At 71.2% G+C, this 26683-nt stretch carries 26 protein-coding genes; 16 read left to right on the top strand and 10 right to left on the bottom strand.

Annotation, left to right across the window (positions count from 1 at the left end; all coding sequences use genetic code 11):
- The first annotated feature begins 100 nt into the window (after nucleotides 1-100).
- The 3 genes from ACWDX6_RS05575 to ACWDX6_RS05565 all read left to right on the top strand — a co-directional run bounded on the left by ACWDX6_RS05575 (nucleotide 101) and on the right by ACWDX6_RS05565 (nucleotide 3418).
- Nucleotides 101-1411 (top strand): ice-binding family protein, encoded by a 1311-nt coding sequence (locus tag ACWDX6_RS05575; protein ID WP_451483645.1) that lies wholly within the window; start codon nucleotides 101-103, stop codon nucleotides 1409-1411.
- Nucleotides 1412-1656: 245 nt separating this feature from the next.
- Complete coding sequence (locus tag ACWDX6_RS05570) at nucleotides 1657-2268, top strand: DUF5819 family protein (protein WP_451483644.1); 612 nt, start codon at nucleotides 1657-1659, stop codon at nucleotides 2266-2268.
- Complete coding sequence (locus tag ACWDX6_RS05565) at nucleotides 2258-3418, top strand: HTTM domain-containing protein (protein WP_451483643.1); 1161 nt, start codon at nucleotides 2258-2260, stop codon at nucleotides 3416-3418. The genes ACWDX6_RS05570 and ACWDX6_RS05565 overlap by 11 nt, the downstream gene beginning before the upstream one ends.
- Nucleotides 3419-3539: 121 nt before the next feature.
- Here the strand turns inward: ACWDX6_RS05565 and ACWDX6_RS05560 are convergent, their stop codons facing one another.
- From ACWDX6_RS05560 to ACWDX6_RS05545, 4 genes are all read right to left on the bottom strand, one after another.
- Complete coding sequence (locus ACWDX6_RS05560) at nucleotides 3540-4157, bottom strand: TOPRIM nucleotidyl transferase/hydrolase domain-containing protein (protein ID WP_451483642.1); 618 nt, start codon at nucleotides 4155-4157, stop codon at nucleotides 3540-3542.
- 148 nt (nucleotides 4158-4305) lie between these two features.
- Complete coding sequence (locus ACWDX6_RS05555) at nucleotides 4306-5091, bottom strand: ABC transporter permease (RefSeq protein ID WP_451483641.1); 786 nt, start codon at nucleotides 5089-5091, stop codon at nucleotides 4306-4308.
- Nucleotides 5088-6098, bottom strand: a complete 1011-nt coding sequence (locus ACWDX6_RS05550; protein WP_451483640.1) for an ATP-binding cassette domain-containing protein — start codon at nucleotides 6096-6098, stop codon at nucleotides 5088-5090. The genes ACWDX6_RS05555 and ACWDX6_RS05550 overlap by 4 nt, the downstream gene beginning before the upstream one ends.
- 20 nt (nucleotides 6099-6118) lie before the next feature.
- Nucleotides 6119-6787: a DUF4097 family beta strand repeat-containing protein gene (locus ACWDX6_RS05545; protein WP_451483639.1), complete on the bottom strand. Its 669-nt coding sequence runs from the start codon at nucleotides 6785-6787 to the stop codon at nucleotides 6119-6121.
- A gap of 225 nt (nucleotides 6788-7012) precedes the next feature.
- Between ACWDX6_RS05545 and ACWDX6_RS05540 the strand changes: the two genes are divergently transcribed.
- A complete protein-coding gene (locus ACWDX6_RS05540; RefSeq protein WP_451483638.1) occupies nucleotides 7013-7756 on the top strand; it encodes a helix-turn-helix domain-containing protein in 744 nt (247 codons plus the stop codon).
- Here ACWDX6_RS05540 and ACWDX6_RS05535 read toward each other — a convergent pair.
- Nucleotides 7710-8690, bottom strand: a complete 981-nt coding sequence (locus ACWDX6_RS05535) for a DMT family transporter (protein ID WP_451483637.1) — start codon at nucleotides 8688-8690, stop codon at nucleotides 7710-7712. The genes ACWDX6_RS05540 and ACWDX6_RS05535 overlap by 47 nt on opposite strands.
- On the bottom strand, nucleotides 8687-9292 hold the full coding sequence (locus ACWDX6_RS05530) for a TetR/AcrR family transcriptional regulator (RefSeq protein ID WP_451483636.1): 606 nt from the start codon (nucleotides 9290-9292) through the stop codon (nucleotides 8687-8689). Before ACWDX6_RS05530 ends, ACWDX6_RS05535 begins: the two co-directional genes overlap by 4 nt.
- A gap of 243 nt (nucleotides 9293-9535) precedes the next feature.
- On the opposite strand from ACWDX6_RS05530, the gene ACWDX6_RS05525 reads away from it, so the two are divergent.
- Both ACWDX6_RS05525 and ACWDX6_RS05520 read left to right on the top strand, forming a co-directional pair.
- Nucleotides 9536-10639, top strand: coding sequence for an ABC transporter substrate-binding protein (locus ACWDX6_RS05525; RefSeq protein WP_451483635.1), 1104 nt, complete (start codon nucleotides 9536-9538; stop codon nucleotides 10637-10639).
- A gap of 130 nt (nucleotides 10640-10769) precedes the next feature.
- Nucleotides 10770-10967, top strand: coding sequence for a hypothetical protein (locus ACWDX6_RS05520; protein WP_451483634.1), 198 nt, complete (start codon nucleotides 10770-10772; stop codon nucleotides 10965-10967).
- Nucleotides 10968-11194: 227 nt separating this feature from the next.
- Here the strand turns inward: ACWDX6_RS05520 and ACWDX6_RS05515 are convergent, their stop codons facing one another.
- Together ACWDX6_RS05515 and ACWDX6_RS05510 are read right to left on the bottom strand one after the other, a co-directional pair.
- Entirely contained in the window at nucleotides 11195-11878 is a 684-nt protein-coding gene (locus ACWDX6_RS05515) for an esterase/lipase family protein (protein WP_451483633.1), read from the bottom strand.
- A gap of 730 nt (nucleotides 11879-12608) precedes the next feature.
- Nucleotides 12609-13277 (bottom strand): class I SAM-dependent methyltransferase, encoded by a 669-nt coding sequence (locus ACWDX6_RS05510; protein WP_451483632.1) that lies wholly within the window; start codon nucleotides 13275-13277, stop codon nucleotides 12609-12611.
- A 215-nt stretch (nucleotides 13278-13492) separates the two neighbouring features.
- Between ACWDX6_RS05510 and ACWDX6_RS05505 the strand changes: the two genes are divergently transcribed.
- The 4 genes from ACWDX6_RS05505 to ACWDX6_RS05490 all read left to right on the top strand — a co-directional run bounded on the left by ACWDX6_RS05505 (nucleotide 13493) and on the right by ACWDX6_RS05490 (nucleotide 16352).
- Nucleotides 13493-13921, top strand: coding sequence for a cell division protein SepF (locus tag ACWDX6_RS05505; protein ID WP_451483631.1), 429 nt, complete (start codon nucleotides 13493-13495; stop codon nucleotides 13919-13921).
- 54 nt (nucleotides 13922-13975) lie between these two features.
- The gene (locus ACWDX6_RS05500; RefSeq protein ID WP_451483630.1) at nucleotides 13976-15352 is read left to right on the top strand and encodes an AAA family ATPase; all 1377 of its coding nucleotides are present in this window, start codon (nucleotides 13976-13978) and stop codon (nucleotides 15350-15352) included.
- On the top strand, nucleotides 15349-15729 hold the full coding sequence (locus ACWDX6_RS05495) for a nucleotide pyrophosphohydrolase (protein ID WP_451483629.1): 381 nt from the start codon (nucleotides 15349-15351) through the stop codon (nucleotides 15727-15729). The genes ACWDX6_RS05500 and ACWDX6_RS05495 overlap by 4 nt, the downstream gene beginning before the upstream one ends.
- A 125-nt stretch (nucleotides 15730-15854) precedes the next feature.
- Nucleotides 15855-16352, top strand: a complete 498-nt coding sequence (locus ACWDX6_RS05490) for a DUF6099 family protein (protein ID WP_451483628.1) — start codon at nucleotides 15855-15857, stop codon at nucleotides 16350-16352.
- A 105-nt stretch (nucleotides 16353-16457) separates the two neighbouring features.
- Here ACWDX6_RS05490 and ACWDX6_RS05485 read toward each other — a convergent pair whose 3' ends face one another.
- Entirely contained in the window at nucleotides 16458-16778 is a 321-nt protein-coding gene (locus ACWDX6_RS05485) for a hypothetical protein (protein WP_451483690.1), read from the bottom strand.
- 246 nt (nucleotides 16779-17024) lie between these two features.
- On the opposite strand from ACWDX6_RS05485, the gene ACWDX6_RS05480 reads away from it, so the two are divergent.
- Together ACWDX6_RS05480 and mmuM are read left to right on the top strand one after the other, a co-directional pair.
- A complete protein-coding gene (locus tag ACWDX6_RS05480) occupies nucleotides 17025-17948 on the top strand; it encodes an LLM class F420-dependent oxidoreductase (protein ID WP_451483627.1) in 924 nt (307 codons plus the stop codon).
- A 15-nt stretch (nucleotides 17949-17963) separates the two neighbouring features.
- Nucleotides 17964-18887 (top strand): homocysteine S-methyltransferase, encoded by a 924-nt coding sequence (mmuM, locus tag ACWDX6_RS05475; protein WP_451483626.1) that lies wholly within the window; start codon nucleotides 17964-17966, stop codon nucleotides 18885-18887.
- A gap of 249 nt (nucleotides 18888-19136) precedes the next feature.
- On the opposite strand, the gene ACWDX6_RS05470 is transcribed toward mmuM, so the two are convergent.
- Nucleotides 19137-19880, bottom strand: a complete 744-nt coding sequence (locus ACWDX6_RS05470; protein ID WP_451483625.1) for a class I SAM-dependent methyltransferase — start codon at nucleotides 19878-19880, stop codon at nucleotides 19137-19139.
- Nucleotides 19881-20126: 246 nt separating this feature from the next.
- Here ACWDX6_RS05470 and ACWDX6_RS05465 point away from each other — a divergent pair, with 246 nt between their 5' ends.
- The 4 genes from ACWDX6_RS05465 to argF all read left to right on the top strand — a co-directional run bounded on the left by ACWDX6_RS05465 (nucleotide 20127) and on the right by argF (nucleotide 26652).
- Complete coding sequence (locus tag ACWDX6_RS05465; protein WP_451483624.1) at nucleotides 20127-21593, top strand: 3' terminal RNA ribose 2'-O-methyltransferase Hen1; 1467 nt, start codon at nucleotides 20127-20129, stop codon at nucleotides 21591-21593.
- Entirely contained in the window at nucleotides 21590-24130 is a 2541-nt protein-coding gene (locus ACWDX6_RS05460) for a polynucleotide kinase-phosphatase (protein WP_451483623.1), read from the top strand. The genes ACWDX6_RS05465 and ACWDX6_RS05460 overlap by 4 nt, the downstream gene beginning before the upstream one ends.
- Nucleotides 24131-24241: 111 nt before the next feature.
- Nucleotides 24242-25474 (top strand): arginine deiminase, encoded by a 1233-nt coding sequence (locus ACWDX6_RS05455; protein ID WP_451483622.1) that lies wholly within the window; start codon nucleotides 24242-24244, stop codon nucleotides 25472-25474.
- Nucleotides 25475-25641: 167 nt separating this feature from the next.
- Nucleotides 25642-26652 carry an ornithine carbamoyltransferase gene (gene argF, locus ACWDX6_RS05450; protein WP_451483621.1) on the top strand — a complete coding sequence of 337 codons (1011 nt, stop codon included), beginning with the start codon at nucleotides 25642-25644 and terminating at the stop codon, nucleotides 26650-26652.
- Nucleotides 26653-26683: the final 31 nt, after the last annotated feature.

Below are 26683 nucleotides of genomic sequence, written 5' to 3'. Positions count from 1 at the left end.
GCGTGAAAATTTTCCTGCGTAATATGCGGCGACAGCTACCAGGCTTCCGGGTGATCGGTAGGGCCCGGTATGCCACGGCCCCCACAGAAATGACCTCTTGATGAAGCTGAAAAAGATTCAAGCGGCTCAGCGCCGCATTCTGTCCGGCGGGGTGGCCTCAGCCATCGCCGCAACGGTCGCCGCCGCGATGGTCGCCGTCATGCCGACGCAGGCGATGGCCATCGCGACTCCCGTACCTCTGGGCACGGCCGCCAGTTACTCCGTTCTGGCAGGTCAGGGAGTCACCAACACCGGCCCCACCGTGCTCGACCACAACCTGGGGACGCACCCGAACCCGGCCATCACCGGATTCCCCCCGGGGCAGGTGGGCGGCGCGGTGCACGCCGCGGATGCCGCGGCCGCCCAGGCCAAGAGCGATCTGGTCGTGGCGTACAACAACGCGGCCGGCCAATTGGAGGGCCAGGCGCCGGACTTCCCGCTCGCGGCAGGGATCGGCGGGGGGCAGGAGCTGCTTCCCGGCGTCCACCGGGCCACGTCCAGTGTCGGGCTCACGGGCGACCTGATCCTGAACGCCGGGGGAGACCCCAACGCGGTCTGGGTGTTCCAGATCCCCGCGGCTCTGACGACGGCATCCGGCAGCCGGATCCTCCTCACGAACGGCGCTTCGCCGTGCAACGTGTACTGGCAGATCGGTAGTTCGGCGACCCTCGGCACCACTTCCACCTTTGTGGGCACGATCATGGCTCTGACCTCGATCTTCGTGAATCAGGGGGCGAACATCGAGGGCCGGGCGCTGGCCCGTAACGGCGAGGTGACGCTCGACAACAACCGCATCTTCCTCGGTGGGTGCTCCACTGGCGGTACGACTGCCGGTACGACGGCCGGCACGACCGCCGGCACGACCGCCGGTACGACCACCGGAGCGACCGCGGGAACCACCACGGGTGCGACCGCCGGAGCGACGACGGGCACGACCGTGGGTCTCATCGGTGGCGGTCTCCTCGGCGGGCCGACCGTCGGCCTCGTGACAGGCGGCACTTCGGGGAACGTCACCACGGGCAACACCGCCGGCAACACCGCGGGCAACACCGCCGGGAACAGCGCGGGCAACACCGCCGGGAACACCACCGGCGGGGACACGTCGGGCATCACCGCCGGGAACACCGCCGGCGCGATCGGCGGCAAGCCCGGCGGTCCGGACCACGGCGGGAAGCCGGACCACGGCGGCAAGCCCGGCGGTCCGGACCACGGCGGCAAGCCGGACCACGGCGGCAAGCCCGGCGGTCCGGGCGATGGGCACGACGGGGGTCCTGCTAAGCCTGGCTACGGCGACCACGAGCAGTCCGGCGGGCACTTCGGCTACGCCGACAAGCCCGCGGGCCAGGAGGGTCCGGAGGGCCACGAGGGCTAGACGGCACGTTGCTCGTAGCCCGTTCACCGGCTGACGGCGCACGGCGGAATCCTCAGCGGATCCGCCGTGCGCCGGCGGTGAGGGGCGCGGAGCCCTCAGACGCGAGTTGAACACGTACGAGAAAGACAGGGTGGGCGGTGTCGAGCGGAAACGAATCCATGGCCGTGAAGGAAGGTCGGCACTCCGAAGCGGATCCGGCCGCCCCGCCGCGTCATGACGGAGCGGTCGCACCCGGCAGGGGTCCCGTGGGCGCCCGGGCCCTGAAAGGGGGGCTGTACGCCGCCGTCGTCCTGTGTCTGACGACGACCCTGGTCCATGTCGTCATGGTCTTCCTTCACGTGGCCCCCTCCAACCCGGTGTCGCAGCGGTACGGCCCCCAGGTCAACGGATGGGTGTACCCCCTCTTCGAACAGAATTGGCGACTCTTCGCCCCGGATCCGGACGCCTTCAATCGGAAAGTCCTGGCGAGAACATCACATACCCGGGCCGACGGATCGGTGCAGGTGAGCCCATGGTTCGACCTGGCTGCCGTGGACAATTCCGCCGTGGAGCACAACGTATTTCCGAGCCACACGGCTCAGAACCTTTTGCGTCGTGCCTGGAGCACCTATGTCGATACGCACGGAGGAAGCGACACGGCGGGCTCGGAACGGGCCGTGATGGTGCAGAAGTACCTGAGCAACATCGCCGCGGAACGCGTCGCCGCCCTCAACGGCGGTGGCCCATTCGACTTCATTCAGCTTCGGGTCGTCACACTGCCCATCGCCGTGCCCGGCACCGCCGACGCGAACCACCCGCCGGTGCCCACCGAGAACCGGCTCCTGCCCTGGTGGAAGGTGACCCCCCATGGGAAATGAACAGATCCCCCGGCTCCCCTCCCCGGCAGCCGCTTCCGACCGGGCCGAGGGCCGGGAGACATCACTCGCCGGTACCGCCCGCCGACGGCTCCTCGACCGGATCAGCGCTCTGGGGGTACTTGTCACCGACCGGCCGGTGTCCCTGTACGCCGCCTCGGTTCTGCGTATCGGCTACGGGATGCTCTACCTGGTCTTCCTGTTGCGCGAGTTCCCGCACCGTGACGAGATCTGGGGCCCCGGCTCCCCCTGGACACCCGCGCTGGCACAGCAGCTCTTCGACCAGACCGGCTGGACCAGCGTCCTGATCCTGTCCGACAACCGTGTCTACTTCGAGCTCTGCTACGCGCTGGCCCTCGTCACCTCCGCACTGTTCATGCTGGGCTGGCGGACCCGCGTCATGTCCGTCCTCTTCGCCGTCGTGGTGACCTCGTTCCACGCGAGGGCGATCTTCATGACGGACGGGGGCGACAACCTGGTCCTGCTGATGTCCCTCTACCTCGTCCTCACCGCGTGCGGTCGCCGCTGGTCCCTGGACGCACGTCGAGAGCGGCTCAAGAAGGCTCGTGCGGGCACCGCGCCGGAACCGGTGAGGAGCGTCTACGCACAACAACTCCGGGACGCGCGTGTCACCTTGGCCACGGTGATGCACAACTGCGGCATCTTCGTCATCGCGGCACAAGTCTGCTTCCTCTACGGGTCAGCCGGCCTCTACAAGATCCAGGGCCCTACCTGGGGCGGGGGTACCGCTCTCCACTACGCGCTGAACCTCGAACTCTTCCAGCCCTGGCCGGCACTCTCCCACCTCGTGGACGCGTATCCGATGGTGATCGCGATCGCCGGCTACGTGACCGTGCTGGCGCAGGTCGCCTTCCCGTTCGTGCTCTTCGGCAGGCTCAAGTATCCCGTTCTGGCCGTGCTGCTCGGCATGCACATCGGTATCGCCGTCCTCATGGGGCTGCCGCTCTTCTCCGGCGCGATGATCATCGCGGACGCGGTGTTCCTCCCCGACCGCTTCTACACCTTCCTGTCTCACCTGTGGCGACGCGCAACACACCGCACCGGGACGCGGCAGCCGGCACCCGTCCCAGCGTCGGGATCACGATCCGTACCCGCGCAGGTCAGGCCAGAGGTACACGAGACGCGACGGTGAAGGACGCGGGCCGTGGGGCCCGGCCTGCTCGTACCGGACCGCGCCCAGCCCGAGCGGCCGGCGCGGTCCGACGCCTCTCTGCTCGGCGCCGGTGTCGGGGCCGTGGAGCCGGGGCCGTCGGTCACACGCTCAGGAGGAGAGCGTCGAGCGGTTCCGGTACCTGTTCCGGGTCCAGCGCCTCGACGAGGAGGTGGCCGTAGCGGATCTTGCGTCCCTTCTTCGTACCGAGGAAGCGTCTCAACTGCTGGTGCCGGGGCCGTCCGTGCTGCGCGGGCTGGTGCAGGAAGGTCTGCCAGGCGCGGAGGTCGCCTTCGGCCTGGACGATCTCCTCGACCTTCGCCGTGCCCAGCGCGCGGATGAGTTCGTCCTCCAGGTCCGCCACGCACACGAAGAAGTCCCGGTGCTGCGCCCTTGCCCGCTTCAGGCCGCGGTCGTAGAAGCGCTGTTCGCGCTCGTCGCACAGTCCCGCCAGGCGCAGGCCGAGGCCGGGCGGCCCGAGGATGCCGGCGTAGCGGCCGATGCTCATCGCGCCGCCCATCGACACGGCGCACACCCCCTCGGCGGCGAGGTCCCGGCCGCGGCGGGCGGCCAGCGTCTCCACGGCCGCGAGGTCACTCGGCCCTTCCAGGAGCACCGCCGTCCGCACCCCCAGTCGCAGAGCCAGATCGCTCGCCGGCCCGCCGGGACCGCCGTTCGCCCAGCCACTGACCGCGTCGCGGAACGCCCGTAGGTCTGCCATGGGGCGAGTCTGCCTCCTCGCTCTTCGCACGGCGCGGGATTTTCCGGCGGCCCGGCCGCACGGACGGGCGGCGTACGCCGACGGGTGTCGGTGTACGCCGCCCCGGGGTGGGACGCGTCGCGGGCGCTGACCCGCGTTGTCATGGCGGTTACTTCGGGTCGCCGTTGAACTTCGAGGTCGACCAGAGGTAGCCGAGGACGGCGAGACCCAGGCACCAGGCGACGGCGAGCCAACCGGTGTGGCCGATCCCGGTGCCGAGCAGCAGGCCGCGCAGCGTCTCGATGGCGGGCGTGAACGGCTGGTACTCGGCGATCGGCTGGAACCAGCCCGGCATCGCGTCGACCGGGACGAAGGCGCTGGAGATCAGCGGCAGGAAGATCAGGGGCATCGCGTTGTTGCTGGCGGCCTCGGCGTTCGGGCTGATCAGGCCCATGCCGACGGCGATCCAGGTGAGCGCCATGGCGAAGAGTACGAGCAGTCCGAACGCCGCTACCCACTCCAGGAGGGTGGCATCGGTGGAGCGGAAGCCGATGGCCACGGCGACGGCGCCGACCAGGACCACGCTGATGACGGACTGCAGCACGCTGCCGACGACGTGGCCGACGAGCACGGAACCGCGGTGGATCGCCATGGTGCGGAAGCGGGCGATGATGCCCTCGGTCATGTCGTTGGAGACGGAGACCGCGGTCCCGATCGTGGTGCTGCCGATGGTCATCAGCAGCAGGCCCGGGACGAGATACGCGATGTAGTCGGAGCGGTCCCCGCCGCCGATCCCCGCGCTCATGGTGCCGCCGAAGATGTAGACGAAGAGCAGCAGCAGCATGATCGGCGTGAGCAGCAGGTTCAGGGTGAGGGACGGATAGCGCCGGGCGTGCAGGAGGTTGCGCCGCAGCATCGTGGAGGAGTCGCGTACGGCGAGGGCGAGGGAGCTCATCGGGCGTTCTCCTTGGGCCGGTCGGGTCGGTTCGGCTGGTCGCTCCGGCTGGGCCGGCCGGGCTTGGTGTGGTGGCGGGGGATGCCGGCGCCGCCGGTCAGGGCGAAGAAGACGTCGTCGAGGTCGGGGGTGTGCACGGTCAGCTCGTCCGCCTCGACACCGGCCGAGTCCAGCCGGTCGAGGAGGGAACGCAGCTCGCGCTGGCTGCCGTCGCTCGGGAGCCGCAGCGTGAGGGATTCCTCGTTCCGGGAGGATTCGCGCAGCATGGAGGCGGCGCTCCGGTACGCGGCCGGATCGGTGAAGCGGAGCCGGACGTGTCCGCCGGGGATGAGCCGCTTCAGTTCCTCGGCGGTGCCCTGGGCGGCGATCCTGCCGTCGTTGAGCACGGCGATGCGGTCGGCGAGTTCGTCGGCCTCCTCCAGGTACTGGGTGGTGAGGAAGACGGTGACGCCGTCGGAGACGAGTTCGCGGATGATCTGCCACATGTTGTGCCGGGAGCGCGGGTCGAGGCCGGTGGTCGGCTCGTCGAGGAAGATGATGCGCGGGTCGCCGACCAGGGTCATGGCGATGTCGAGGCGGCGCTTCATGCCGCCGGAGTAGGTGGAGACGGGCTTCTTCGCGGCCTCGGTGAGGTCGAAGCGTTCGAGCAGCCCGGCGGTGACCCGCCGCCCCTCGCGCTTGGAGAGGTGGTGCAGGTCCGCCATCAGGAGCATGTTCTCCTCGCCGGTGATCAGGCCGTCGACCGCGGAGAACTGTCCGGTGACGCCGATCGCGGCACGCACGGCCTGCGGGTCGGTGGCGAGGTCGTGGCCGCCGACGCGGATCACCCCGTCGTCGGCGCCGATCAGGGTGGAGAGGATCTTGACGGCGGTGGTCTTGCCGGCGCCGTTCGGGCCGAGCAGGGAGAAGACCGTTCCTTCGGGGACGGACAGATCGACGCCGTCGAGCACGAGCTTGTCGCCGTAGGACTTGCGCAGCCCGTTCGCCGCGATGGCCAGGTCGTCCATGGGGATGCTCCGTTTCGAGGTCAGAGGCTGCGGGCGGTGATGTCGCCGTGGGAGGTGGTCGCGCGGATGTGCAGGTCGGCGGCGCCGTCGGTGTTCCTGAGCGCGTTGTGGATCCGGCCGTAGCCGGTGCCGGCGTCCAGGGAGGCGGACACTCCATGGGCCGCGCCGATGGAGACGTCGCCCATCTGGGTGGTCAGCACGACCGTGCCGCCCGCCGCCTCGGCGATCTTGATGTCGCCCTTCTGGGTGCTGATCTCCGCGGGGCCGCCCAGCCGGCCGACCACGACGTCCCCAGCGAGCGCGGTGAGGCGGACGCTCGTGGCTTCGTCGATCTTGACGGTGCCGCTCGCGCCGTCGAAGGCGACGTCGCCGAGCCGCCCGACGCCCCGGAATTCGGCGCAGGACGAGGTCCCCTCGATGCGCGAGCCGGCCGGCAGCCGGACGGTCACCTCGATCGAACCGGAGGGGCCGAAGCACTGGTTCTTCGCCGCCGGGGCGTCGATCCGCAGGACGCCGTCGCGGTAGTCGACGGTGGCCTGCTCGGCGGCCTTGACGTCGCGGCTCCTGGCGGGGTCGGCGGGGCGGACCTCGACGGTGGCGTCGGTCCGGTCGGCGGCGATGATCTGGACGCGGCCGGCGGGGATGTCGACGAGGGCGGCGACCGGGGTGGGCGTGTCGAACTTCTGCATGGTGTTCTCCTGCGCTCGTTGGTGTTTCCGACATCGCAAAAGCTACGTTGCGTTCGAGTATGTGGCAACGCATTCATTGCAGTCGTTTCACATCAGTGCAGGTAGAAGCCGGGAAATCGTTGCAACGATCCAGATTTAACGCAACACTCAGAGGACAGAGCGTTGCATTGGTTGGAGAGTGAAAGCTACAGTGGGGGCATCAGGGAAGCGTGAAGGGAGATCACGGTGCCGGGAGGCAGACTCACCCAGCAGGAACGTCAGCAGATCGCGCTGGGGCTGGCCGACGGGCTCGCGTACGCGGAGATCGCCAGACGCCTCGACCGCCCGACCTCGACCATCACACGCGAGGTCATGCGCAACGGCGGCCCCCTCGCCTACCGCGCCGACCTGGCCCACCGCGCCACCGAACGCCGCGCCCACCGGCGCAGGCAGGCCGCGCCCCGAGGGCGGCAGGCCCCGGCGCAGGCCCACGGACGCGACGCCGAAGCCGTACGCGAGTACGAGGAGACGTTCACCACCCTGTTCATGCAACAGGGCCTGCCCAAGATGACGGCCCGGGTGCTGACCTGCCTCTTCACCACCGACGCGGGCAGCCTCACCGCGGCCGAACTCGTCCAGCGCCTCCAGGTGAGCCCGGCGTCCGTATCCAAGGCGATCGCGTTCCTCGAAAGCCAGGGTCTCGTCCGCCGGGAACGCGACGAACGCCGCCGCGATCGCTACGTCGTCGACAACGACGTCTGGTATCAGTCGACGATGGCCGCCGCCCGGTCCAGCGCCCAGCTCGCCGAGACCGCACGGCAAGGCGTCGGCATCCTCGGCCCCGACACCCCGGCCGCCGTCCGCCTCGAGAACATCGCCCGCTTCACCGAATTCATTGGCGAGAGCATCGCCCGCGCCGCCGAGCAGGCGCGCGACGTTCTCTTCACGAAGCCGGGGACGACCTCGGACGGCGCCAGAGAACCGAGTTGAGGGCGCTCGGAGCGGTGAGGACGGCGAGGCAGGCGATGACGAGCGCGATGCCTGTCCAGCCGGCGGCGGGGAGACGTTCGCCGACGATCAGGACGGCGAGTACGGCGGCGACGGCCGGTTCGAGCAGGGACAGCGTGGTCGCGGTGCTGGCGGGTACGCGTGCGAGTCCCCAGCCGAACAGGACGTAACCGGCGAACATGGGGACCAGCGCCATGTAGCTGCCGACCGCAGCGTTGGGCCAGGAGTCGAGGAGCGGGGCGCCCGTGGCCAGCAGAACGGGCAGCAGGAGCAGTCCGCCCAGCCCGAAGGCCGCGCCCATCGCCGCGCGCGAGGGGATCCGCCGGGTCATGAGCCGGTGCGCGGCCCAGGAGTACAGGGCGTAGGTCACGGCGGCGACGAGGCCGAGCCCCACGCCCAGGAGCGTCGTGGCCACGGACGCCGATCCCGTGCCGTCGGCGGCGCGGGAGGCTTCGGCGGCGTGGGCGGCTTCGGCCACGCACAGCAGGACGGTGCCGAGCAGGCCGAGTGCGGCCGCGAGCGTCCAGCGGCGCGTGAGCCGACGGCCGTCCACGACGCGTTCGATCAGGGCCGAGGCCAGCGGAGCGGTACCGATCGACACGACGGTGCCCACGGCCACGCCGGCCAGGTGCATGGAGCTGTAGAACGCCAGGGGATAGACCGCCACCGACCCTGCGCCGAGCAGCACCGTGCCGCGCTGGTCGCGCAGTCGAGGCGCGTGGCGGACGATCTGCGGGGCGGCGACGAGGGCCTGGAGCAGACCGCCCAGCCCCATGGCGACCGCACCGATGGCGAGCGGACCGACATCCGGGGCGAACGTGGCGGCCGTGCCGGTCGTGCCCCACAGAACGGAGGCCGCCAGCACGCACAGCGCCCCTGCCGTCGCGGACCGGGGGTGTCCGGCGGGCCGCCTCACAACCGGTCCAGCAGGGCCGCCGCCAGGGAGCGGGCGTGCTGGAGCCGGTCGCCGTCGCCTTCCAGGCCTGCCCGGGCCATCGCGCCCTCCAGAAGGAAGGCGAGGTGCTCGGCCATGGCGTCCGCCTCGCCGGGACGCCCGGGCAGCAGCTGCTCCAGATGACCGGCGATCAGCCGCTCGACCTCCTCCTTGTGGACGCGGACCACGGCCCTGCCTTCGTCCCCGGCCGGAAGCTCGGCGGCGGCGTTGAGGAGGCCGCAGCCGCGGAAGCCGTGCTCGTACGCGAACGCGGCATGGTCGGCGTACGCGTCGAACACCGCCAGGACCCCGTCGCGCGGGCCCCGCGCCTGCTCCAGCCGTGCCCGGTACAGCCCCAGCCACTCCTCGTGCCGGGCGTCGAGGTAGGCCCGGACCAGATCGGCCTTGGAGGAGAAGTTGTTGTAGAGGCTCATCTTCGCCACACCGGCCTCGGAGGTGATCGTGTCGATGCCGGTCGCCGCCACCCCGTCGGCATAGAAGCGGCGAGCCGCCGCCGCCAGCAGCCGCTCACGGGCGGGGCGCCGCCGCCCGCTGCCCGTCGTACGCCCGTCACTCACGCTCATCACGCCCAAACTAGGTAGGTAGGTCTACCTATAGTACGGGAGAGGCAAGACGCGAGGGCGGTAGCGAGCGCACGCATAATCGGTTGCCGGTGGGCGACGGTGCCGGATGCAATGTCCGGCATGCTCAGCGAGGCGCGGTCGGCATGCTCAGCCACGCGCGGTCCGTCCGGCGCGGTCGGCCAGGCACGGCCCGCCACGGTGAGATGACAGGAACGCGAATCACCACAGAGGAGACGCCGACGCATGAGTACGCCACCCGCGGTGGAGCGGTCCGACGGAGCATCCGTCCGGATCGGCGCCCTCGTTCCGCTCACTCGGCCCGGGTGGGTCGAGGCGGGCCGACACCTGCTCGCCGGACTCGAGTCGGCCGTTCGCGACGTCAATGACGCCGGCGGGATCGGCGGACGGCCGGTCGAACTGGTGGTCCGCGACACCGCGGCTGATCCACGGAGGGCCGCGGCGGCCGTGGACGAATTGGCCCGCCTCGGCGTGGCTGCCCTGGCGGGGGAGTACCACAGCGTCGTCGCCCGCGCCGCCGCCATGAGGGCCGACGCGCTCGGACTGCCGTACCTCTGCTCGTCCGCGGTTCTCGACGCGCTCACCGAGGAGCCGACGGAATGGGTCGCGCGCCTTCCCCCGGCGCAGTCGCACGGCTGGCGGCTCTACGCGGACTTCCTCCTCGGCGCGGGCCACAGCCGCATCGCCGTGGCGACCGAGCCGAGCGTCTACTGGGCGTCAGGGACCCGCATCCTCCGGGACCACCTCGCTCCCCGCGGCGGCACCGTCGTCGAACTCGACGCGCGCGCCCTCGACCCCACGGCCGTCTGCGACGCACTGGTCGGCAACCGGGCGACAGCCCTCCTTCTCCTGGTCGGCTTCCCGGAACCGGCCGTGCCGATCGTCAGGTCCGTCCGCCGCGACCCGCGCCTCGCCGAGATCCTGATCGGTGCTCCGGCCGGACAGCCGGAGTTCGCCGACTGGGCGACGTCGCTGGGCGACGACGGTGTCGCGGTCCCGTTCCTGCGCTATCTTCCCGAGCGCCTGAGTCCCGTGGGCGTACGGGTGGAGGCGGCCCTCCGTGACCGGCTGGCCGAGGCGCCCTCCTTCGTCGCGTTCGAGGGCTACGACACGGTCGCGGTCCTCGCCGACATGCTGCGTTCTCACGGGGCGCACCGGGCGCGCATCGCCGCATCCTGGCCGCGCGTGGCGGTGGAAGGAACGCGCGGGCGGATCCAGTTCTCCCGCACGCCGGGCATCAGCGTGTGGCAAGGGGCCCGGACCCCGATCCAAGTCGTCGACCGGGACCCGGCGGCACCCGATCGGTTTCGGATACTTCACACCGGCTGAGAACACGCCGGAGCTCCGGCGCGTCGCTCCGTCCCGCGCGGGGTCGCGTGCGGGTCGGGGGCGGTGATGTCGTACCCCGGAGGGATTCCGCCGCCGGGACCGGCTCGACGAGGCGGCCTCGCTCGTCGCCATGTGCCGGGCCGAGGCAGGCGCGTACCAGGACCCGGAGCAGGCGGCCGAACTGGACCGTATCGACGCGCTCATCGCGCTCGGCCAGGGAGAGGAAGCGGCCTGCGCCGAGCTGTTCAGGTCCGCCCTCGCGGGATACACCGGCATCCGAGCCGTCTACGAGATCGCCGCGACCTGCCGCCTCTTCGGCACGCCCTGATGGCCTGGGGCCGGGTGCAGGAAGCCGCCGAGGTCTACCGGCAGGGCCTCACGGCGCTCGAACATCCCTGACCGGCGAAACGGCTCGCGGGGACGGTCCTCGGGAGCCGGTGAGGAAGCGGTCGTCGCGAACGGCCCCGCAGCGCCGGCCGCTTACCGGCCGGTGCCGCGAGGGCCGTCGTCGTCCCGCTCACGTTCAGTCGACTGCGGAGCGCCTGGGGAGGCCGGTCAGTCGACGAACGACTTGACCTGGCCGTAGACGGTGGGGTCGGTCCGCAGTTCGCTGTGGCTGAGGCACGCGGTCTGGGTGTTGGTCGCTCCGGAGAGGGGGACGCTGCTGTCCGGGTTGATGACGCTGTCGCAGGGCGACCACCAGGTGGCGTACCGGGAGGCGCCCGGCGTCTCGTCACCGGAGTTCAGGGCGGTCAGGAAGCTGGACCCGGGGCGCATCTCCGTACAGGAGGCGCCGCCGCAGAAGTAGGCCATGTCGGTGCCGTGGTTGGGACCGCCGAGGGAGATCCAGGCGTCGACCTTGGCGGCGCCGCCGAGGTTCTTCGTGTAGTAGCGGGACGAGAGTCCGCCCATGGAGTGGGTGACGACGTCGACCTTGTGGGCCCCGGTCGCCGCCAGTACGCGGTCGATCTCCGCGGCGAGCTGGGAGGCGGTGGTGGCGTTGGACTGGCCGGTGTTGTACGTCCACTGGTCGAGGTGGCCGGCCGGCCAGCCGTCGGCCTTGAAGCGGCCGGCCATGGTGTCCCAGGTGGAGCCGCTGGAGTTCCAGCCGTGGACGAAGACGATGGGGTCGGGTGCCGCTGCGGCCGGTTCGGCCCCGGAGGCGGGGGCCTGGAGCGCCAGGGCGCCGAGAAGGCCGGTGGCGAGTGAGGAGACCAGAAGGGGGCGAAGAGTGCGCATGGTGTCCTTCCGTGGGGAGTCGGGGACCGGTGTGGCCCCTGGTGTGGCGTGTCCCGGTCGTGGAGCAGGGCGGCCGACCGGGCGGGGATCGTCAGGAGGCGGAGCGGTACGGGACGTGCTCGCCGCCGGAGCGGTGCGCGCGGTCCGAGTTCTTGATCAACCGTGGGACGGCGGTCGCGGTTACGGCTGATGGCGTGTTCGAGCACCTCGCCGACCGGGTGACGGTGGCGGCTGGACGTATGTGAGGGGTACGGCTCGAAGGTGCGGCCGGCGGCCGGGGACGCGATGTCGGTGAGGGAGCGGCGAACCGCGCTGCCCCGCCCTGAGCACTACTGCCGGGGTGAGGGACGCGGACGGCGTGTGGGGGGTCGCATCGGCGGGGCACCAGACCTTTCGTAGACCGGCTCGCGGTGCGTACGGACCGTGCGGCCGAGGCCTCTCCTCGGGTGGGGAGGCAGGCATGGCCGCACGCTGTGCGGTGGGTCGGGTGGTGCGCGGGGCTGCCCGGGAGCGACGCCCGGCGGTGGAGCCGCTCCCGCGTGGCACCTTCAGCAACAACGGTTTCGGAAGGTGTTACCCCGCTTCGCCGAGTGTCCTGGCCCTCCGAGCGGACCGTCAAGTGAGCTGTCTGCGAAGGGTTATGGAGCTGGGGTGAGGATTCGTGGGCAGCCTCCCCACGGGGGGCCGGGCCTCAGTCGGCCGGGCCCGGTGCCGCTTCGGACACCTGGTCTCAGCCGGGACGCTTCGCCATGACGACCACACCCGGACCGGTGTGCTCGTCCGCGGGGAGCCGGAGTTCGGCGACCGGGTGCAGTCCGGCCTGCTCGATCAGCGCCACGAGTTGTTCCGGCCGCCATTTGTGGGTCGTCCAGCGAACGGGTACACCGCCGTAGGCCTCGGTGCGTACCGCGTCCTCGTCTCCGACGTGTGTCGCGGTGATGAAGTGCCCGCCCGGCTTCAACGCCCGCGCGAACAGGGCGAGAACCTGAGGGAGCACGTCACGGGGGAGGTTGAACAGCGACCACCACCCGAGCACACCGCCGAGGGACGCCTCGCCGAGGTCGAGGTCGGTGGCGGAAGCGACACTGAAGCGACAACGCGGATGGAGGCGGCGCGCGTTCTCGATCATCCGGGGCGAGAGGTCCACTCCGGACACGTCGAGCCCGCGCTCGGCGAGGTACGCGGTCACCGTTCCGGGCCCACAGCCGACGTCGAGGACGGGCCCCAGGCCGGTCACGGTGTCGGCGAAGGCGTCGATCGACGCCTTGAGCCATGGATGGCGGCGAATGTCGCCGATTCCCGTCGTCACCACCATATGGGCATAGTTGTCGGCCACCCGGTCATACGACTCACGTACCACGTCGAGATCGGCCGGGCGGTCGAGAGGGTGTGCGCGCATCGGCCAACGATAGGACAGCTGGTCGGAGTTGGGACCGGTGGGGTGGGGGTCGATGGACTCGGGACCGGGGAGTCGGGACCGGTGTGCCGGTGGACGCCGAGCCCTTGACCGTGGCCCGGTCGTACCCGAAAAGGTGGGGACGGGGTTCTCGTACGTGGCCGACTCGTGACGTGTCGCTGTTGGGCCGAACGAGTGAGGGAGGCGAGGATGGGTGCATGAGTAGGTACGAGAGGTACGACGTCACCGACGAGCAGTGGGAGGGCCTCGCGCAGGTCGTGCCCCTGCGGGGACGGGACGAGTGGCCGTCGAGGGTCGATCACCGGACGCTTCCCGAGCAGTACGAGGCCGCCGAGCAGCGGCGCATGATCGTGTTGCGGGTGCAGGTCTTCGCCGACGCCCGCGAGGTGGCCGAATACCTCATCGCCCAGATTCCCGTCCTGCTGGACCTGACCGGGGCCGACGCCGATGTCGCCAAGCGGATCCTCGACTTCAGCAGCGGTGTCGTCTTCGGCCTCGGCAGCGGGATGCACCGGGTCGACCGCAACGTCTTCCTGCTGGCGCCCGCCGGTACCGAGGTCGAGGGCGCGGCCGACGCGACATCGGAGGACGAGGAGGGGGTCGGCGCCGCCGTCCCCCGATCGTAGGAAGGTCGGACGGCGTAACGGTTCGTCATACGACCGGCTGCGTACGGTCCGATCATGGACTTCACCGGCGGCCTTACGCCCGATTCCGCTGCTCACGCCCCAGCCACCGCCCCGACGACCGACCCGTCCACCGCCCGTACGGCGGCCACTCCCAGGGGCGCTTCCCGCGCCACTTCCACCAGCGTTGACGCCGGCACCGACGCCGGTCCCACCGGCGTTCCCGGGGCCGCGCCTGACACGCCTCGGCACGTCATCGCCGGCTCCGGGCGGAGGCCCGCCCGCCCCGTCGTCACCGAACTCCGCCTCTCCGCCTTCGCCTCCCACCGCGCAGCCGTCTACCCCCTGGGGCCCGTGACGCTGTTCACGGGGGCGAGCGGAAGCGGCAAGTCCAGTGCCCTGCGCGCCTACGAGGCGCTGGCCAGGCTGGGGGCGGGCGACGACCTCGGCTCCGTGTTCCCCGACGCGGCCGACTGCGTGCCCGAACGCGCCAGGCCGGACGCGGAGGGGCGCCGGGGGTTCCGGATCGGCTGCACCGTCGACGGTCCGGCCGGCCCCGTGGAACTCGACGTCGCCGTCCAGGCCGAGCCCCGGCTCCGCCTCGTCGGCGAACGGCTGACCTGCCGCGGCCGCACGCTGCTCACCTCGGCGCTCCGCGACCCCGGTCGCAGCAGCGTGCAGGCCGAATGGCACACGGCCGGGGCTACCCCCGTCACCCGCGCGCCGTTCCCGGACGATCTCCTGGGCACCGCCCTGCTGCCGCTGCGGGTGGCCGGCAAGACGAAGGGGCAGCTCGAAGTCCTGGCCGCCGCCGAACAGGTGGTGGTCGCGCTGCGGTCCGTCTTCCCCTGCGACCCTCAGCCGCATCGGATGCGGGCCCCGGTGCCGGTCGGGGAGGGGCGACTGCGGCGCGGCTGCGAGAACCTCGCCGAGGTCCTGCACCGTACGCGTACCGGCTGCCCGCGCCGCCATGCCCGGCTGGCCGCGGTCGCGGGCGCCGGGTGCGTCGGCCCGGTCACGGGGCTCGGTGTCGAGGAGTTGCCCGACGCCATGGTGAGGGCGGTACTGGAGAGGGCGGCGCGAGCCGCGGGGCCGGAGGGCCCCGGGGGAGCCCGGGTGCCCGCCGCCACTCCGCTGGGCAGGCTCGGCGACGGCGAACTGCGCTATCTGGCGCTGGCCCTCGTCCTGCTCACCGGCCCCGGTGTGCTCGCCATGGACCAACTCGCCGAAGTGCCGGACGCGATGAAGACGCTGACCGTTGTCGCGGACGGTCTCGACCGGGGGCTCGACCGGCGTCAGCTCCGCGAACTGCTCGGCCTCGCCGCCGCGATCTGCGCGGACGGCCACATCCGGGTCGTCGGCGCGATGGGGGAGGCGGCCGCGGCGACCGCACGGGAGACGCCCGGGGTGTCAGTGGTAGACCTTGAGCCGTGAGTGAACTGGACGTAGCGGGATTGCAGCGGAGGCTGGCCGAGTTCGCCGCCTCCCGGGAGTGGCAGCCGTACCACACGCCGAAGAACCTGGCGGCGGCGCTCAGCGTCGAGGCGGCCGAACTGCTGGAGATCTTCCAGTGGTTGACGCCCCAGGAGGCGGACCGGGTGATGGAGGACCCGGACACGGCCCACCGGGTCGCCGACGAGGTCGCCGACGTACTGGCGTATCTGCTCCAGTTCTGCGGGGTCCTCGGCATCGACCCCCTCGTGGCGTTGTCGGCGAAGATCGACCGGAACGAACTGCGCTTCCCGGTCGGCAGACCGCCGGGCCGGGCCGCGCGCACCCCCGAGAACAAGGATCGTCACTCTTCGGAGTGATCCGCTTCGCCTCGTCGAGCTTCCTGTCCACAGATTTCCGAATTCCTCTGGCGTTTTGGCTCAGCCGCCTTCACTCTGGGTAATGAAGGAGTGAGCAGTAAGTCATACGAACGGGGGCGGCGTCTATGGAAGCGGAGCGACTCATCGCGGCCGGCAGGCACGCACTGGCGCAGAGTGGAACGGCGTTGGACATCGTGGCGGAGGCCTGGCAGGCGCAGGCCCTCGCCCAGGCGATAGGGAGTCATCTCGCGCTCTGCGGGCCGCTGGAGCTGCGGAGCGAGGCGAACGGGCTGAGCGAGATCGGCGCGGCGCGCGGAGGGGTCGACCATCCCGTGCTGCGGACGGGTGGCCCGAGGGCGGCTCAGCTGACGGAAGTCGGGGACCCGCGTGCGGCGTTGACCTCGTTGGGGTCTCTCCTCGGGGAAGTGGGAATCGCCCTGGTCGGGGTGGCCTGCGCCACGGATGAGGAGGGTCTGTACTGGCAGTGCATCGAGGCGATCGACGCGGCCGACGAAGCGAACGACCGGGTCCGGGGGATGCTGCGCCGACTGGCGGTACGGGAGCGGGACCGGCCGCCCGATGCCGCCTGGGGCCGAGCGGGCCCGGTGGCGGGCCCGCCGTGAACGTGTCGGTGCGCGTCGTGAACGCGTCGGTCCACGTTCTGACGGCGAGCGTCGGGCGCACGGGCATCGCGCGCGTGCGCCGAGTGTGAGCGGCCCGGGGCGCCGTCAGGCGGAGAGACCCCCGAGCCCCCCCCGCACCCCACCGGGGTCGTCCGCAGGGTGGTCGGAGCCGCGAGACGCCTGGGTCTCCTGCGCCTTCTGCACCTTCTGCGTCTGCTGGGTCTTCTGGGCCTGCTCGGTCTCCTGGCAGCCCGGTGAGGACTGGAGGTCGGCGTCGAGCCGCGAGAGATCGGCGGTCAGCGCCGCCATCAGCTCCTCCATCTGCTGGAGCAGACCTTTCGGGGCGCCGACGCCCTTCTGTCCGGGCACGGACTGCTGCACCGGCTGGTCGTGCGTCGCCCGTTCCGGCGCGGCTTCCTGGGACATGGCGGCCTCCTCGGCCCAGGCCCCTCCGACAGCGAGAGGCCACTCGTGAGAACGACGCACCGGCAGCGGCCGCCGGCACATGGGCCGGGCGGTCCGGCTCCGCCCGAGCAACGACCGGGCCGGACCACGGTCACTGGCTCGGGGGGACGCGGCCCGCCGGAGAGGCGGATATTCACTCGACAGGGACGGTGCGGCCCGGGTGCTGACGAAAGGGTTGACAGCTGCCCGGCAGTGCAGGATGGAGGCATGGATCTTCGCATCTTCACCGAGCCCCAGCAGGGGGCCGACTACGACACCCTTCTCAAGGTCGCCAAGGCCACCGAGGACCTGGGCTTCGACGCCTTCTTCCGCTCGGACCACTACGTCAGCATGGGCTCAGGGGACGGCCTGCCCGGGCCGACGGACGCGTGGATCACCCTGGCGGGACTGGCCCGCGAGACCCGCCGGATCCGCCTCGGCACCCTGATGACCGCCGGCACCTTCCGTCTCCCGGGTGTCCTCGCCATTCAGGTCGCCCAGGTCGACCAGATGTCCGGCGGGCGTGTCGAACTGGGCCTCGGGGCCGGCTGGTTCGAGGAGGAGCACCGGGCGTACGGAATCCCGTTCCCCAAGGAGAAGTTCGCCCGGCTCGAGGAGCAGCTGGCGATCGTCAACGGGCTGTGGGGCACCGAGATCGGCAAGACGTTCACCTTCGAGGGGGAGTTCTACCAGCTCACCGACTCACCCGCGCTGCCCAAGCCGGCCCAGGCCAAGGTGCCGGTGCTCATCGGCGGGCACGGCGCGTCCCGTACCCCGCGCCTGGCCGCGCGGTACGCCGACGAGTTCAACATCCCCTTCGCCTCGCTCGAGGACAGTGAGCGGCAGTTCGGCCGCGTCCGGGCGGCCGCCGAGGCCGTCGGCCGCCGCGCCGACGACCTGGTGTACTCCAACGCCCTGGTGGTCTGTGTCGGCAAGGGCGACGCCGAAGTGGCGCGCCGGGCGGCGGCCATCGGCCGGGAGGTGGACGAACTGAAGGCGAACGGCCTGGCCGGTTCGCCTGCCGAGGTCGTCGACAAGATCGGCCGGTACGGAGCGATCGGGGCGTCCCGGATCTATCTCCAGGTCCTCGACCTGGACGACCTGGACCACCTGGAGCTGATCGCGGCCCAGGTGCAGTCGCAGCTGGGCTGAGAGCGAGGACACGCCATGACATCCACACCGTCCCCCACCCGTTCCTTGGCCGAGGCGCTCGGCGAGGAGGTGCTCGTCCTCGACGGAGGGCTCTCCAACCAGCTCCAGGCGCAGGGCTGCGACCTCTCCGACGAGCTGTGGTCGGCCCGGCTGCTCGTCGACGGCCCCGAGCAGATCGAGGCCGCGCACGCGGCGTACGCGCGGGCGGGTGCCCGGGTGCTGATCACCTCCAGCTATCAGGCCGCCTTCGAGGGCTTCGCCCGCCGGGGCCTGGACCGTGCGGAGGCGGAGCGGCTGTTCGCGCGGAGCGTGGAGCTGGCGCGGGCGGCGGCGCAGGGGGCCGCGCGGCAGGTGTGGGTCGCCGGTTCCGTGGGACCGTACGGGGCGGTGCTCGCCGACGGCAGCGAGTACCGGGGCCGGTACGGACTCACGGTGCGGGAGCTCGAACGGTTCCACCGGCCCCGGATCGAGGCGATCGTGGCGGCGGGACCGGACGTGCTGGCACTGGAGACGGTGCCCGACGCCGAGGAGGCGGAAGCGCTGCTGCGGGCCGTCGAGGGATGCGGGGTGCCGGTGTGGCTCTCGTACACGATCGCGGGTGACCGGACGCGCGCAGGGCAGGGGCTGGAGGAGGCGTTCTCGCTCGCGGTCGGCAACGACCAGGTGATCGCGGTCGGTGTCAACTGCTGCGAGCCGGGTGACGCCGCCGGGGCCGTGGAGGTCGCCGCCGGGACGACCGGGAAGCCGGTGGTCGTCTATCCCAACAGCGGCGAGGAGTGGGACGCGCGGGCGCGGGCCTGGCGCGGGGCCGTCAGTTTCGACCCCGGCAGGGTGCGGGACTGGCGGACGGCCGGGGCCCGGCTCATCGGCGGCTGCTGCCGTGTCGGCCCCGACGGGATCGCCGCCCTCGCGGAGGCGCTCGCGCCCCCGAACGGTTAGGAAGCGTCCGGAAACGCATCGCCGTCCGCCCGGCAGGCGTCGCAGACCACGCGAGACTTTCCGGGCGCGCACCCGGCGCGAACCCGGGCGCGCACCCGGACGGGACCCGGGCGCGAACCCGGGGCCCGTCCGGCGGATCAGGGCCGGACAGGCCCTCGGGAGTGCGGGAGATGCGGTCACGTCGCCTGCCGGATCATGGCTGGTGAGCGTGGTCCGGCGGTCGGGCCACCCGGGTGTTCCGGGAGGGCGTCAGGCGCGGCAGCGCAGCATCTCCAGCGGCGGGTGGTCGAGGAGGTCCGCCCAGAAGTCCGCGCCGAACTCGCGGATGCCGGCGTCGGACACCGTCAGCGGCACCCAGGTCAGCTCACTGAACCCGGTGGACCGCAGACACTCCTCGTAGACCTCGCGGCGCGGGGCCCCGCCGACGATGCTGATCGGCTCGGGGTCGAGGAGGGCCGTGACCCGCACGCGCGGGCCCGTCTCGACCTCCTCGCCCGTCGGCTCGCAGCGGAACCCGTACTTGTCCAGGGACAGGCAGTCGAATGCGTAGTCGGGCTTCTGGCAGAACACGAAGAACTCTCCGCCGGGGATCAGACTCCGGTGGATGTTGCGGCACATCCGCTTCATCGTCGCGATGTCCTCGGCGTAGTTGAGGCACTGCACTGCCAACGCGAGGTCGAAGCGCCGGTCGAGGGGCCGCAGCTCGGCCACGTCACCGACCTCGTACTGCACGCCCAGCGGGTCACGCTTCTCGATCTCCCGCGCGGCGGCGATCATCTCGACGGAGATGTCGATACCGAGGACGTCGGCGGCGCCGCGCCGCTTGAACTCCCTGCTGTAGAAGCCGGTGCCGCACGCCAGGTCGAGAATGTCCTTGCCGCTCACGTCCCCGACCATTCCCAGGAAGCTCGGCACCTCTCCGTAACGGATCAACGGCAGGGACTTGAACCCCTCGAACGCCTCACCGATCTTGTCGTACTGCTGCACGCTCACGTGCTTTCCTCCCCGAAGTCCAGCTGATCGTGGTCCGTGCGAGGAGTACACAGCCCACGAGTGGAGTCGGCTAAGGGATGGAAGACCCGAAATTATTCGCCGCCCGAGACCACAACTCCATAGAAACCTACAAGGGTTGACTCGTTTCGATCCTGGTGGATGGTCCAGCCTGCTCGCCGATCGGGCAGTGCTCGGTCGCCGGAAAATCCCTGGTCGTGGAGGGGTGGGAGGAGAATACTCGGTCAGGTGTTCCTGACGATCAGTACCACCGGCACCCCCGAACGTCCCGCGACCGATCTGGGCTTCCTGCTGCACAAGCATCCCGACAACGCGCAGACGTTCTCCACCTCGCACGGCACGGCGCACGTCCTCTACCCCGAGGCGTCCGTCGAGCGGTGCACCGCCGCGCTCCTCCTCGAGGTGGACCCCGTGGCGCTGGTGAGGCGCGGCAAGGGCAAGGGCCGGGGCGGCGCTCCCGACTCCGCGCTCGCGCAGTATGTGAACGACCGGCCCTACGCCGCGTCGTCGCTGCTCGCCGTCGCGCTCGCCACGGTCTTCAAGAGCGCGCTGCGCGGGACGTGCAAGGCGATGCCCGAACGGGCCGCCGAGCCGCTGCCGCTGCGCATCGAGGTTCCGGCGCTCCCGGCCCGTGGCGGTGCCCAGCTGGTCCGCGACCTCTTCGGGCCGCTCGGCTGGGACACGGTGGACGCCGAGCCGGTCGCGCTCGACAGCGTCTTCCCCGAGTGGGGCGACTCGCGCTATGTGCGGCTCACCCTCGAAGGGGAGCTGCGACTCGCCGAGGCCCTCAACCAGCTCTACGTCCTGCTGCCGGTGCTCGACGACGCCAAGCACTACTGGGTCGCGCCCGACGAGGTCGACAAGCTGCTGCGCGCCGGTGACGGCTGGCTCGCCGAACACCCCGAGCAGAAGCTGATCACCAGCCGTTATCTGTCCCGCCGCTGGGGCCTGACCCGGGAGGCGATGGAACGCCTGGAGCTGGTGCGGCTCGCCGAGAGCGACGGCCTGGACGTGGAAGACGTCGACAACGCCGTCGACGAGACCAGCGACACCGAGGAGCGGCCCGTGCCGCTCGCCGAGCAGCGGCGCGAGGCGATCCTCGCCGCGCTGCGGGCCGCCGACGCGACCCGCGTCCTCGACCTCGGCTGCGGCCAGGGCCAGTTGGTGCAGGCGCTCCTCAAGGACGTGCGCTTCACCGACATCGTGGGCGTCGACGTGTCCGTACGCGCGCTGACCGTCGCCGGACGGCGGCTCAGGCTGGAGCGGCTCGGTGAGCGGCAGGCCGGCCGGGTGAAGCTGATCCAGGGCTCCCTCGCGTACACCGACAAGCGGCTGACCGGCTACGACGCCGCGGTGCTCAGCGAGGTCATCGAGCATCTCGATCTGCCGCGGCTGCCCGCGCTCGAGTACGCGGTGTTCGGCTCGGCCCGCCCCCGCACGGTCCTCGTCACCACGCCCAACGTCGAGTACAACGTCCGCTGGGACTCCCTCCCGGCCGGGCATGTCCGGCACGGCGACCACCGTTTCGAGTGGACCCGTGAGGAGTTCCGGCGGTGGGCGGCGCGCGTCGCCGAACAGTACGGATACGGCGTCGGGTTCACCCCGATCGGCCCCGACGACCCCGAGGTCGGCCCGCCCACCCAGATGGCCGTCTTCACCCAGAACACCCCGACCGCGAAGGAGGGCACGGCATGACCGACACGGCCCGCAAGCTGCCCGTCACCGACCTGTCCCTCGTCGTCCTGATCGGTGCGAGCGGTTCCGGCAAGTCCACCTTCGCCCACCGCCACTTCAAGCCGACCGAGGTCATCTCCTCCGACTTCTGCCGCGGGCTCGTCGCGGACGACGAGAACGACCAGAGCGCCAGCCGGGACGCCTTCGACGTGCTGCACTACATCGCCGGCAAGCGCCTGGAGGCCGGCCGGCTGACCGTCGTCGACGCCACCAACGTGCAGCAGGAGGCTCGGCGCCAGCTGGTCCGGCTCGCCCGCGAGTACGACGTCCTGCCCATCGCGATCGTCCTCGACCTGCCGGAGCAGGTGTGCCAGGAACGCAACGCCGCCCGCCCCGACCGGGCGCACCTGCCCCGGCACGTCGTCCAGCGCCACCGCCGCGAACTGCGCCGCTCGCTGCGCGGCCTGGAGCGCGAGGGCTTCCGCAAGGTGCATGTGCTGCGCGGCGTCGAGGAGGTGGAGGCGGCCGAGGTCGTCCGGGAGAAGCGGTTCAACGACCTGCGGCACCTCACCGGACCCTTCGACATCATCGGTGACATCCACGGCTGCCGCTCCGAGCTGGAGACCCTCCTCGCCAAGCTGGGCTACGTCGACGGCCACCACCCCGAGGGCCGTACGGCGGTCTTCGTCGGCGACCTCGTCGACCGGGGCCCCGACAGCCCGGGCGTCCTGCGCCGCGTGATGGGCATGGTGGAGGCCGGCGACGCGCTCTGCGTGCCGGGGAACCACGAGAACAAGCTCGGCCGCTGGCTCAAGGGGCGCAAGGTCCAGGAGACCCACGGCCTTGCCGAGACCATCGAGCAGCTGGGGCACGAGAGCGAGGAGTTCCGCGCGGAGGTGAGCCGGTTCATCGACGGGCTCGTCAGCCACTACGTCCTCGACGAGGGCAGGCTGGTGGTCTGCCACGCCGGTCTGCCGGAGAAGTACCACGGCCGGACCTCCGGCCGGGTGCGTTCCCACGCGCTGTACGGCGACACCACCGGCGAGACCGACGAGTTCGGGCTGCCGGTGCGCTACCCGTGGGCGGAGGAGTACCGGGGCCGGGCGACCGTGGTCTACGGCCACACGCCCGTACCGAACACCACCTGGATCAACAACACCATCTGCCTCGACACCGGAGCCGTCTTCGGCGGGAAGATGACCGCGCTGCGCTGGCCGGAGCGCGAACTCGTCGACGTACCGGCGGAGAAGGTCTGGTACGAGCCGGCCCGGCCGCTGGCGACCGAAGCGCCCGGCGGGCACCAGGGACGGCCGCTGGACCTCGCCGACGTGCACGGGCGCCGGGTCGTGGAGACCCGTCGGATGGGCAATGTCGGGGTGCGGGAGGAGAACGCGGCGGCGGCCCTGGAGGTCATGAGCCGGTTCGCGATCGACCCGCGCCTGCTCGTCCATCTGCCGCCGACGATGGCGCCGACGGCGACCTCGAAGGCCGAAGGCTATCTGGAGCACCCGGCCGAGGCGTTCCAGCAGTACGCGTCCGACGGCGTCGAGCGGGTCGTGTGCGAGGAGAAGCACATGGGCTCGCGGGCGGTGGCCCTCGTCTGCCGTGACGCGCACGCGGCGCGGGAGCGGTTCGGCGCGGAGGGCGCGACGGGTTCGCTGCACACCCGTACGGGACGGCCGTTCTTCGACGATCCCGACGTCACCGAGCAGGTACTGAAGCGGTTGCGGACGGCGATCACGGCCGCCGGGCTGTGGGAGGAGCTGGACACCGACTGGGTGCTGCTCGACGGCGAGCTGATGCCGTGGTCGCTGAAGTCCGCCGGGCTGCTGCGCTCGCAGTACGCGGCGGTCGGCGCCGCCTCCGGGGCCGTCTTCCCCGACGCGCTCGGCGCGCTGGAGCGGGCGGCGGCGCGGGGCGTGGGCGGCGGTGTCGACGCGCTCCTCGCCAGGCAGCGGGAACGGGCGGCGGACGCGGCCGCGTTCACGGAGGCCTACCGGCGCTACTGCTGGCCGACGGAGGGGCTGGAGGGTGTGCGGTTCGCGCCGTTCCAGGTCCTCGCGGCCCGGGGCCGTTCACTGGCGGCCGTGCCGCACGACGAGCAGCTCGCATGGCTGGACCGGCTGGTCGAACACGATCCGACGAAGCTGCTTCAGGCCACCCGCCGGCTGGTCGTCGACACGGGCGACGAGGCGTCGGTGCGGGCCGGTGTCGACTGGTGGCTGGAGCTGACGGCGGCCGGCGGCGAGGGCATGGTCGTCAAGCCGCTGGCGGCGCTCGTCAAGGGCGCCGACGGCCGGCTCGTCCAGCCCGGCGTGAAGGTCCGCGGCCGCGAGTACCTGCGGATCATCTACGGTCCGGAGTACACGCGCCCGGAGAACCTGGAGCGCCTGCGGGGCCGCTTCCTCGGCCACAAGCGCTCACTGGCCCTGCGGGAGTACGCCCTCGGCCTGGAGGCGCTGGACCGGCTGGCGGAGGGGGAGCCGCTGTGGCGGGTGCACGAGGCGGTCTTCGCCGTGCTCGCCCTGGAGTCGGAGCCGGTGGACCCACGGTTGTGAGAGGACCGGGGGCCGGGGGCGGTGCCCCCGGCCCCGGCCCCATCCCCGGTGAGGGGTGTCATCTCGTCGCGGAGGACGGCGCTCGGCGCTCCGCTCCGTCAGGATGGTCGCATGGGATTCCATGTCGACTCCGAGACCGGGCGGCTGCGCCGCGTCATACTTCACCGGCCCGATCTGGAACTGAAGCGGCTCACACCCACCAACAAGGACGCTCTGCTCTTCGACGACGTCCTCTGGGTACGCCGGGCGCGGCAGGAGCACGACGGTTTCGCGGACGTGCTGCGGGACCGCGGCGTCGCGGTCCATCTCTTCGGCGACCTGCTGCGCGAGTCCCTGGAGCTGCCCGCCGCCCGCGCGCTGGTCCTCGACCGGGTCTTCCACGAGAAGGAGTACGGGCCGCTCGCCGCCGACCACCTGCGGGCCGCCTTCGACTCCCTCGACGCCGCCGCGCTCGCCGAGGCGCTGGTCGGCGGGATGACCAAGCGGGAGTTCCTGGCCTCGCACCGGGAGCCGACCTCCGTGCGGTTCCATGTGATGGATCTGGACGACTTCGTCCTCAGGCCGCTGCCGAACCATCTCTTCACCCGGGACACCTCCGCCTGGATCTACGACGGCGTCTCCATCAACGCCATGCGGTGGCCCGCCCGCCAGCGCGAGACGGTCCACTTCGAGGCGATCTACAAGCACCACCCGCTCTTCACGGGCTCGGAAGCCGGGCCCTTCCACCACTGGTCGGAAGGGCAGTCGGACTATCCGTCGACGATCGAGGGCGGGGACGTCCTCGTCATCGGCAACGGTGCCGTCCTGATCGGGATGAGCGAGCGGACCACCCCGCAGGCGGTGGAGATGCTGGCACGCGGCCTCTTCTCGGCCGGGTCGGCGCGGACGATCATCGCGCTCGACATGCCGAAGCGACGCGCGTTCATGCACCTCGACACGGTGATGACGATGGTCGACCACGACACCTTCACGCAGTACGCGGGGCTCGGCATGCTCCGTTCGTACACGATCGAGCCGGGCGACGCCGGACAGTCGCTCCGGGTGACCGACCACCCGCCGGAGCACATGCACAGCGCGATCGCGGCGGCGCTCGGGCTCCAGGACATCCGCGTCCTGACGGCGACCCAGGACGTCCACGCGGCGGAGCGCGAGCAGTGGGACGACGGCTGCAACGTCCTCGCCGTGGAGCCCGGAGTGGTGGTGGCGTACGAGCGGAACGTCACCACCAACACGCATCTGCGCAAGCAGGGCATCGAAGTGATCGAGATCCCGGGCAGCGAGCTGGGCCGGGGCAGGGGCGGTCCACGCTGCATGAGCTGCCCGGTGGAGCGCGACGCGGTCTGACGGTCCCCTACGCCTCTTCGTGCGTCCGACAGCGGGGTCGAAGCCACCGCACGACGGGGCTTCAGTGGCCCGCATCACCGTATAGGAATACTGATCTGCGTATAGACTTCCATGGTTATCTGTTCGTTGTCCGTCGCCTCTCACCCCCGCGAATACAGGAGCGCCCCATGGCCACTGACCTCATCGGCCGCCACTTCCTCAAGGAGCTGGACTTCACCGCCGAGGAGTTCCGCGGTCTGATCGACCTGGCCGCCGAGCTCAAGGCGGCCAAGAAGGCCGGTACCGAGGTCCAGCGGCTGCGCGGCAAGAACATCGCGCTCATCTTCGAGAAGACCTCGACGAGGACCCGCTGCGCCTTCGAGGTCGCCGCCGCCGACCAGGGCGCCTCCACCACCTACCTCGACCCGGCCGGTTCGCAGATCGGGCACAAGGAGTCGGTCAAGGACACCGCCCGCGTGCTCGGCCGGATGTTCGACGGCATCGAGTACCGGGGCGACAGTCAGGCGAGCGTGGAGGAGCTCGCCGCCTTCGCCGGGGTCCCCGTCTTCAACGGTCTGACGGACGACTGGCACCCGACCCAGATGCTCGCCGACGTGCTCACCATGACCGAGCACACGGACAAGCCCCTGGAGGAGCTGGCCTTCGCCTACCTCGGTGACGCCCGCTTCAACATGGGCAACTCGTACCTCATCACGGGCGCCCTGCTCGGGATGGACGTCCGGATCGTGGCGCCCGAGTCCTACTGGCCGGCCAAGGAGATCGTCGCCCGCGCCCGCGAGCTCGCCGAGACGAGCGGCGCCGTGATCACCCTCACCGACGACGTCGCCGAGGGCGTGCGCGGCGCGGACTTCGTCGCCACCGACGTCTGGGTCTCCATGGGGGAGCCCAAGGAGGTCTGGGACGAGCGGATCGCGGCCCTCTCCCCGTACTCCGTCACCATGGACGTGCTGCGCGCCACCGCCAATCCGGACGTGAAGTTCCTGCACTGCCTGCCCGCCTTCCACGATCTGGGTACGGCCGTCGGACGGGACATCCACGCCCGCCACGGCCTGACCGAGCTCGAGGTCTCCGACGAGGTCTTCGAGTCCGCCCACTCCGTCGTCTTCGACGAGGCCGAGAACCGGATGCACACCATCAAGGCCGTCCTCGTCGCCACGATGGCGGGATCCGCCGCGTAGGACCTTCCGGGCGGCAAGCTATTTCGGGCGG

This window comes from Streptomyces sp. NPDC003027, assembly GCF_053591435.1.
This window is presented reverse-complemented; position numbering and strand designations above follow the sequence as displayed.

Bases quoted from the DNA above. Each gene is read 5' to 3' on its own strand.
- ACWDX6_RS05575 (WP_451483645.1), top strand. From the start codon at position 101: ATGAAGCTGAAAAAGATTCAAGCGGCTCAGCGCCGCATTCTGTCCGGC.
- ACWDX6_RS05565 (WP_451483643.1), top strand. From the start codon at position 2,258: ATGGGAAATGAACAGATCCCCCGGCTCCCCTCCCCGGCAGCCGCTTCC.
- ACWDX6_RS05560 (WP_451483642.1), bottom strand. From the start codon at position 4,157: ATGGCAGACCTACGGGCGTTCCGCGACGCGGTCAGTGGCTGGGCGAAC.
- ACWDX6_RS05555 (WP_451483641.1), bottom strand. From the start codon at position 5,091: ATGAGCTCCCTCGCCCTCGCCGTACGCGACTCCTCCACGATGCTGCGG.
- ACWDX6_RS05550 (WP_451483640.1), bottom strand. From the start codon at position 6,098: ATGGACGACCTGGCCATCGCGGCGAACGGGCTGCGCAAGTCCTACGGC.
- ACWDX6_RS05545 (WP_451483639.1), bottom strand. From the start codon at position 6,787: ATGCAGAAGTTCGACACGCCCACCCCGGTCGCCGCCCTCGTCGACATC.
- ACWDX6_RS05530 (WP_451483636.1), bottom strand. From the start codon at position 9,292: ATGAGCGTGAGTGACGGGCGTACGACGGGCAGCGGGCGGCGGCGCCCC.
- ACWDX6_RS05525 (WP_451483635.1), top strand. From the start codon at position 9,536: ATGAGTACGCCACCCGCGGTGGAGCGGTCCGACGGAGCATCCGTCCGG.
- ACWDX6_RS05520 (WP_451483634.1), top strand. From the start codon at position 10,770: ATGTGCCGGGCCGAGGCAGGCGCGTACCAGGACCCGGAGCAGGCGGCC.
- ACWDX6_RS05515 (WP_451483633.1), bottom strand. From the start codon at position 11,878: ATGCGCACTCTTCGCCCCCTTCTGGTCTCCTCACTCGCCACCGGCCTT.
- ACWDX6_RS05510 (WP_451483632.1), bottom strand. From the start codon at position 13,277: ATGCGCGCACACCCTCTCGACCGCCCGGCCGATCTCGACGTGGTACGT.
- ACWDX6_RS05505 (WP_451483631.1), top strand. From the start codon at position 13,493: ATGAGTAGGTACGAGAGGTACGACGTCACCGACGAGCAGTGGGAGGGC.
- ACWDX6_RS05500 (WP_451483630.1), top strand. From the start codon at position 13,976: ATGGACTTCACCGGCGGCCTTACGCCCGATTCCGCTGCTCACGCCCCA.
- ACWDX6_RS05490 (WP_451483628.1), top strand. From the start codon at position 15,855: ATGGAAGCGGAGCGACTCATCGCGGCCGGCAGGCACGCACTGGCGCAG.
- ACWDX6_RS05485 (WP_451483690.1), bottom strand. From the start codon at position 16,778: ATGTCCCAGGAAGCCGCGCCGGAACGGGCGACGCACGACCAGCCGGTG.
- ACWDX6_RS05480 (WP_451483627.1), top strand. From the start codon at position 17,025: ATGGATCTTCGCATCTTCACCGAGCCCCAGCAGGGGGCCGACTACGAC.
- mmuM (WP_451483626.1), top strand. From the start codon at position 17,964: ATGACATCCACACCGTCCCCCACCCGTTCCTTGGCCGAGGCGCTCGGC.
- ACWDX6_RS05460 (WP_451483623.1), top strand. From the start codon at position 21,590: ATGACCGACACGGCCCGCAAGCTGCCCGTCACCGACCTGTCCCTCGTC.
- ACWDX6_RS05455 (WP_451483622.1), top strand. From the start codon at position 24,242: ATGGGATTCCATGTCGACTCCGAGACCGGGCGGCTGCGCCGCGTCATA.
- argF (WP_451483621.1), top strand. From the start codon at position 25,642: ATGGCCACTGACCTCATCGGCCGCCACTTCCTCAAGGAGCTGGACTTC.